This window comes from Streptomyces sp. URMC 123, from assembly GCF_051386515.1.
Classification (GTDB): Bacteria; Actinomycetota; Actinomycetes; order Streptomycetales; family Streptomycetaceae; genus Streptomyces.
In genome coordinates, this window is record NZ_JBPQTV010000440.1 from 1 (window position 1) to 4,321 (window position 4,321).

Below are 4,321 nucleotides of genomic sequence, written 5' to 3' on the forward strand. Positions count from 1 at the left end.
GCGCCGTGTCCGGCGCACGGGTGCTCCGGGCCGCCGAGGTGGACGTCGACGCCCTGCCCGTGCCCGCGTCGGGCGGCTGTGGTCAGCCGCCGATGGGGGCGAGCGAGAGCTGCCGGACATGGCGGGCGACCCGCTGGGCGCCTCTGAGGTCGTCGGCGGCGGGGTCGAGCGCGTCCCAGGGCGACCCGGCCTCCACCGCCCACCGCGGCTCGCCCCCCGGAATGTCCGGGGGTGGCCACAGCCGCGGGTCCTCGGGGTCGTCCACGATCGGCAGGGGCACCGACCGCCGCACCCGCTCGGCCAGGTCGCCCTGGTCGGGGGAGAGGGGCGGCAGCAGCGCCAGCGGCGCCCGCCGGGCCTGGGCGAGCGCCAGGGCGGTGAGCGCGGGCGCCGCCAGGCACACCCCGGCGCCTGCGTGCAGGGCGTCGACGTCCACCTCGGCGGCCCGGAGCACCCGTGCGCCGGACACGGCGCCGAGCACCGTACGGACCGCGTCCGCACCGCAGTCGCAGACCACGTCGCACCGCCCCACGCGCCGTACGGCCGCGGTGGCCAGCGGCAGCAACAGCTCCCGGGCCGCGACCGCCACACCGCACCGCGGCACCCCCGCGAAGGAGATCAGCACCAGGGCGCCGGAGCGGTCACGGGCCCGGGCGGACCGTACGGGCGCGATCAGCCCGGTGGGCCGCGCCCGGGGAACGCCGGGCGGCAGTACTGGTGTCCGTTCGAGGCCGCCGGCACGCCCGGCCGGTGCACCTCGCGTACGGCCGCCGCGACCGGCGGCGGGGGCGCGGCCTCGTGTCCGCAGTGCACGAACACCACGGGCACGCCCGCGCCGTGCAGCGCGTCCGCGGCCTCGGGCTCGTCGCACACCAGGGCGGCGTCGAACGGCGGCCCGGCCGCCCACGGGGACGACGACCGCCCGGACACGGCGGTGGCGCGGATCAGCTCCACCTCCGTCAGATGCGCGGCCACCCGGCGCCCCACGAGCAGCGAGTCCAACCGCTGGGCGCGCGCGACCAGCAGAACGCGCCGGCGGGGCGGGGCGGTGCCGGCCGATGGCGTGCCGGGCTGGCCAGTGCTGAGCATGCGGACGTCCTCAAGGTCTCCCGGGCGGTGCTTGGCGCTTCCGGGGCGGTGTTCTCGGCGGTTGACGGCAGATCTGCGGTTCCCGGCAGAGCTCCGCCGGTTCCGGCGGTTACCGGCCGTCAGTAGTGCCAGGGCGGGACGGTCCCGAGGCGGGCCACGTCGTCGCTGTAGCCGGCCGCGGTCGTCGAGCAGCCGCCGCATATGCTCGGCCCCCGCTCGCGGTAGAAGTCGGCGTGGGCGCGGAAGGCCGCGGTGTCGAGCCGCAGGACGCCGTCCTCGCGCAGGGGCGCGCCCCCGGGCTCGTCGCCCTCCCGGTGCGGCAGACAGCTGCACGCGTACACGCGCCCGTACTTGCCGTCCAGATAGATCACATCGTCCACGACATGGCACAGGGGGCGGCTCGCCCTGGGCGTGAGGGACTCGGTGAAGTACCGCTCCCGCTCCTCGGGGGTGTCGCCGTAGAACCGCTTGCCCATGGGCACCAGCAGGGTGTCCGGTGGGGCGTCGTACACCGGGTCGCACACGGCCCGCACATGGCCCGGGTCGGGGTAGCGAATGGTGCGCTCCAGTTTCAGCGCGGAGAGCTCCCACTGCCGTGCGCCGGCCTCGGTGAGCACCTTCTGCAGCCGCGGCATCTCGGTGTAGTTGTGCGGTCCCACCACCGTGTTCACCCGTGGCAGCACGCCCCGCTCGGCGGCGGCGCGCAGCCCTCGCAGCGCGTTGTCGAACATGCCGGGCGAGCGGCGGTAGACGTCGTGCGTCTCGGCGGACGCCCCGTCGAGACTGACGACCACCTGGGCCAGCCCCGCCGCGGCGAGCGGCTCGATCAGCCGGGGCAGCGCCATGCCGTTGGTGATCAGTGACATCCGCATGCCGGCGGCCGTGCCCACCCGTACGAGCTCCACCACGTCCCGGTGCATCAGCGGCTCGCCGCCGGTGAACCGCACATAACCCACTCCGGCCGCGACCGCCCGGGGCAGCAACTCCCGGAACTCGTCCAGGGAGAAGCGGAAGGTGTCCCGGGAGAGGGCGAACTCGCACATGAAACAGTCGGCGTTGCAGGCTTCCAGAATCCGGATGAACAGATAGCGGCGGCGCTCGGTCATGGCGCGATCGCCTCCCGGCGCGGGCCGCGGCCGTGCGCGCCCCGGAGCAGGGACAGGACGCCGTCGGCGACCTGGGCGGCGCCCCCGGTGCCCACGGCCGCCGCGAGCCCCGTCCAGTCGGCGCCCCGGGCCGCCTGCCGCAGGGCGGCGAGCACTTCCTCGCGCACGGCCCGGCGCACTTCCTCCGCGTCCTCGGCGGCGGCGCGGGCGATGCCGTCGTAGACCACGCGCAGCGCCGGCTCCTCGCCCTCCAGCCGGGCGGCGAGGGCGTGCTCCTCGGCGAAGACCTGCGCGGGCCACCGGGCCCGGACCGAGGCCCCGACCGCCCGGCTGTGGAAGCGCCCGTTGAAGACCTGGCTGAGGTTCTGCGGCGGCAGACAGACCACCGGTGTGCCGAGCGCCCCCGCTTCGAGCAGGGTGGTGAGCCCCGGCGAGGCGAGCAGGACGTCGACCGAGGCGAGCTGTTCGAGGAACGCGCCGTGGGGGAGCGGCCCGGCGGTGACGCGAAGCGGCCCGTCCCCGGGGCCGGCCGGGCACAGTACCGCGAGCGAACCGGAGGGCAGATTTCCGGTCACGCGCACCTCCTGGACACCGGCCTCCCGGAGCGCGTCCAGCGCCGCGGGCAGGACCAGCCGCGGGTACGGCGCCCAGTCCCGCAGGCTGGGGGAGCGCAGGCCGCCCAGGGTGAGCAGGGCCCGTCGAAAGGGCACGCGGCGCTCGCCGGCCGGCCGCGGGGCCGCCGGGTGCGTCGCGACCACGGCCTCCACCCACCGGAGGCGGCGCACCGCGGCGAGCACCCCCCGGCACTCCGAAGGCAGTTCCACGGCGCGCTGGGCGCAGTAGAGGGAGACCTCCAGCGGCAGATGCGGTCGGTCGCCCTCGCTCCACAGGAACGGCAGACTGTCGACGAAGACCGTCGGCACGCCCGCGGCCTCCAGTGCCGTCGCGGCCGGGCCGTCCAGTACGACCACGGCGGCGCGGACGTTCTCCGTACGGACGACGGCGGCGACGGCGGCCGGGTCGGCGGTGGCGATGTCGTACCACCGGTCCACGCGGTGTTCGGCCAGCAGCGGGCGGCCGAGGGCCGATCCCAGCCCCACCAGGCGCGGTGGGCGCGAGGAGCGGGACCGCAGCGCCGCCACGATCGCACTCAGCTTTCCGGCGCTGCCCCAGCCGAACTCGGCCCCCGCCAGGGCGATGGTCCAACCGCCGCCCCGGTCCTTGTCGTTGCTGTCCCCCGCCGCGCCCCGACCGACTTCGGCTTGGGCTTCGGTCCCGGCCTCGGGCGCTTCCGCGCCGCGGTCGCTCGCGGGCGTTCCCCACCTGCCTGTCATGACGCCGCGGCCCCCCTGCCCTGGTCATGAGAGCGCCCCCTCGTGCGGCGCACGCCCCGTCGGCGAACCGACGCGTGCTGGGCGAAATGCCTGGCGCTCCTATTGATTTAGGCATATGTCCCTGCATGGTCGCCACAAAGTCGCACATCGACCGCTCATGTGAGTGACGCGCGCGAGCCGACGCGGTACCGGCGGGTCGGTCCGCGCGCGTCACGGGATTGCGCGAGGCGGCCGCGGGGTAGGTTCGGCGCGGCCCGGCCACCGTACGGATGCCACCGACGCGGCAGTACGGTCGCGCGGTGCGGATGTCGATCGAACGTTCACCAGACGTTGATCGGCTGCGGGAAGAGTGGCCGCCATGTTGATCGACTTCATCTCCGGGGCCACCACCGGGGCCTCGCACGACGGCATCGACTCCACCCCCGACTGGCGGGAGAACGCCCTGTGCGCCCAGACCGGGGCGGACTTCTTCTTCCCCGAGGCCGGCGGCTCCACGCAGGAGGCCAAGCGGCTCTGCGGCGCCTGCGAGGGGCGTGCGGCATGCCTGGAGTACGCGCTCGCCAACGACGAGCGGTTCGGGGTCTGGGGCGGCCTCTCCGAGAACGAGCGGCGCCATCTGCGCGCCGCTCGGCGCGCCTGAGGGTTTCGCCCGCCCTCCGGGCGGCGCGGAAAGCGATTTGGCTCCGGGGGGCGAAGCGCGTAAGGTCGTGTTCACCGACGCGGGGTGGAGCAGCTCGGTAGCTCGCTGGGCTCATAACCCAGAGGTCGCAGGTTCAAATCCTGTCCCCGCTA

5 protein-coding genes and 1 tRNA gene are annotated in these 4,321 nt (G+C 75.3%); 2 read left to right on the forward strand and 4 right to left on the reverse strand.

Translation table 11 applies throughout. From position 1 onward, the window contains the following. Positions 1–82 precede the first annotated feature (82 nt). From blsF to ACSNOD_RS28925, 4 genes are all read right to left on the reverse strand, one after another. Entirely contained in the window at positions 83–712 is a 630-nt protein-coding gene (gene blsF, locus ACSNOD_RS28910) for a CGA synthase-related protein (protein WP_436770033.1), read from the reverse strand. Then, positions 673–1,089, reverse strand: coding sequence for a hypothetical protein (locus ACSNOD_RS28915; RefSeq protein ID WP_436770029.1), 417 nt, complete (start codon positions 1,087–1,089; stop codon positions 673–675). Before ACSNOD_RS28915 ends, blsF begins: the two co-directional genes overlap by 40 nt. A gap of 119 nt (positions 1,090–1,208) precedes the next feature. Next, positions 1,209–2,195, reverse strand: coding sequence for a cytosylglucuronate decarboxylase (gene blsE, locus ACSNOD_RS28920; protein ID WP_436770030.1), 987 nt, complete (start codon positions 2,193–2,195; stop codon positions 1,209–1,211). Next, complete coding sequence (locus ACSNOD_RS28925; RefSeq protein ID WP_436770031.1) at positions 2,192–3,529, reverse strand: hydroxymethylcytosylglucuronate/cytosylglucuronate synthase; 1,338 nt, start codon at positions 3,527–3,529, stop codon at positions 2,192–2,194. The genes blsE and ACSNOD_RS28925 overlap by 4 nt, the downstream gene beginning before the upstream one ends. A 358-nt stretch (positions 3,530–3,887) precedes the next feature. Between ACSNOD_RS28925 and ACSNOD_RS28930 the strand changes: the two genes are divergently transcribed. Next, on the forward strand, positions 3,888–4,169 hold the full coding sequence (locus ACSNOD_RS28930; protein WP_436770032.1) for a WhiB family transcriptional regulator: 282 nt from the start codon (positions 3,888–3,890) through the stop codon (positions 4,167–4,169). A gap of 78 nt (positions 4,170–4,247) precedes the next feature. Continuing rightward, positions 4,248–4,321, forward strand: a tRNA-Met gene (locus ACSNOD_RS28935).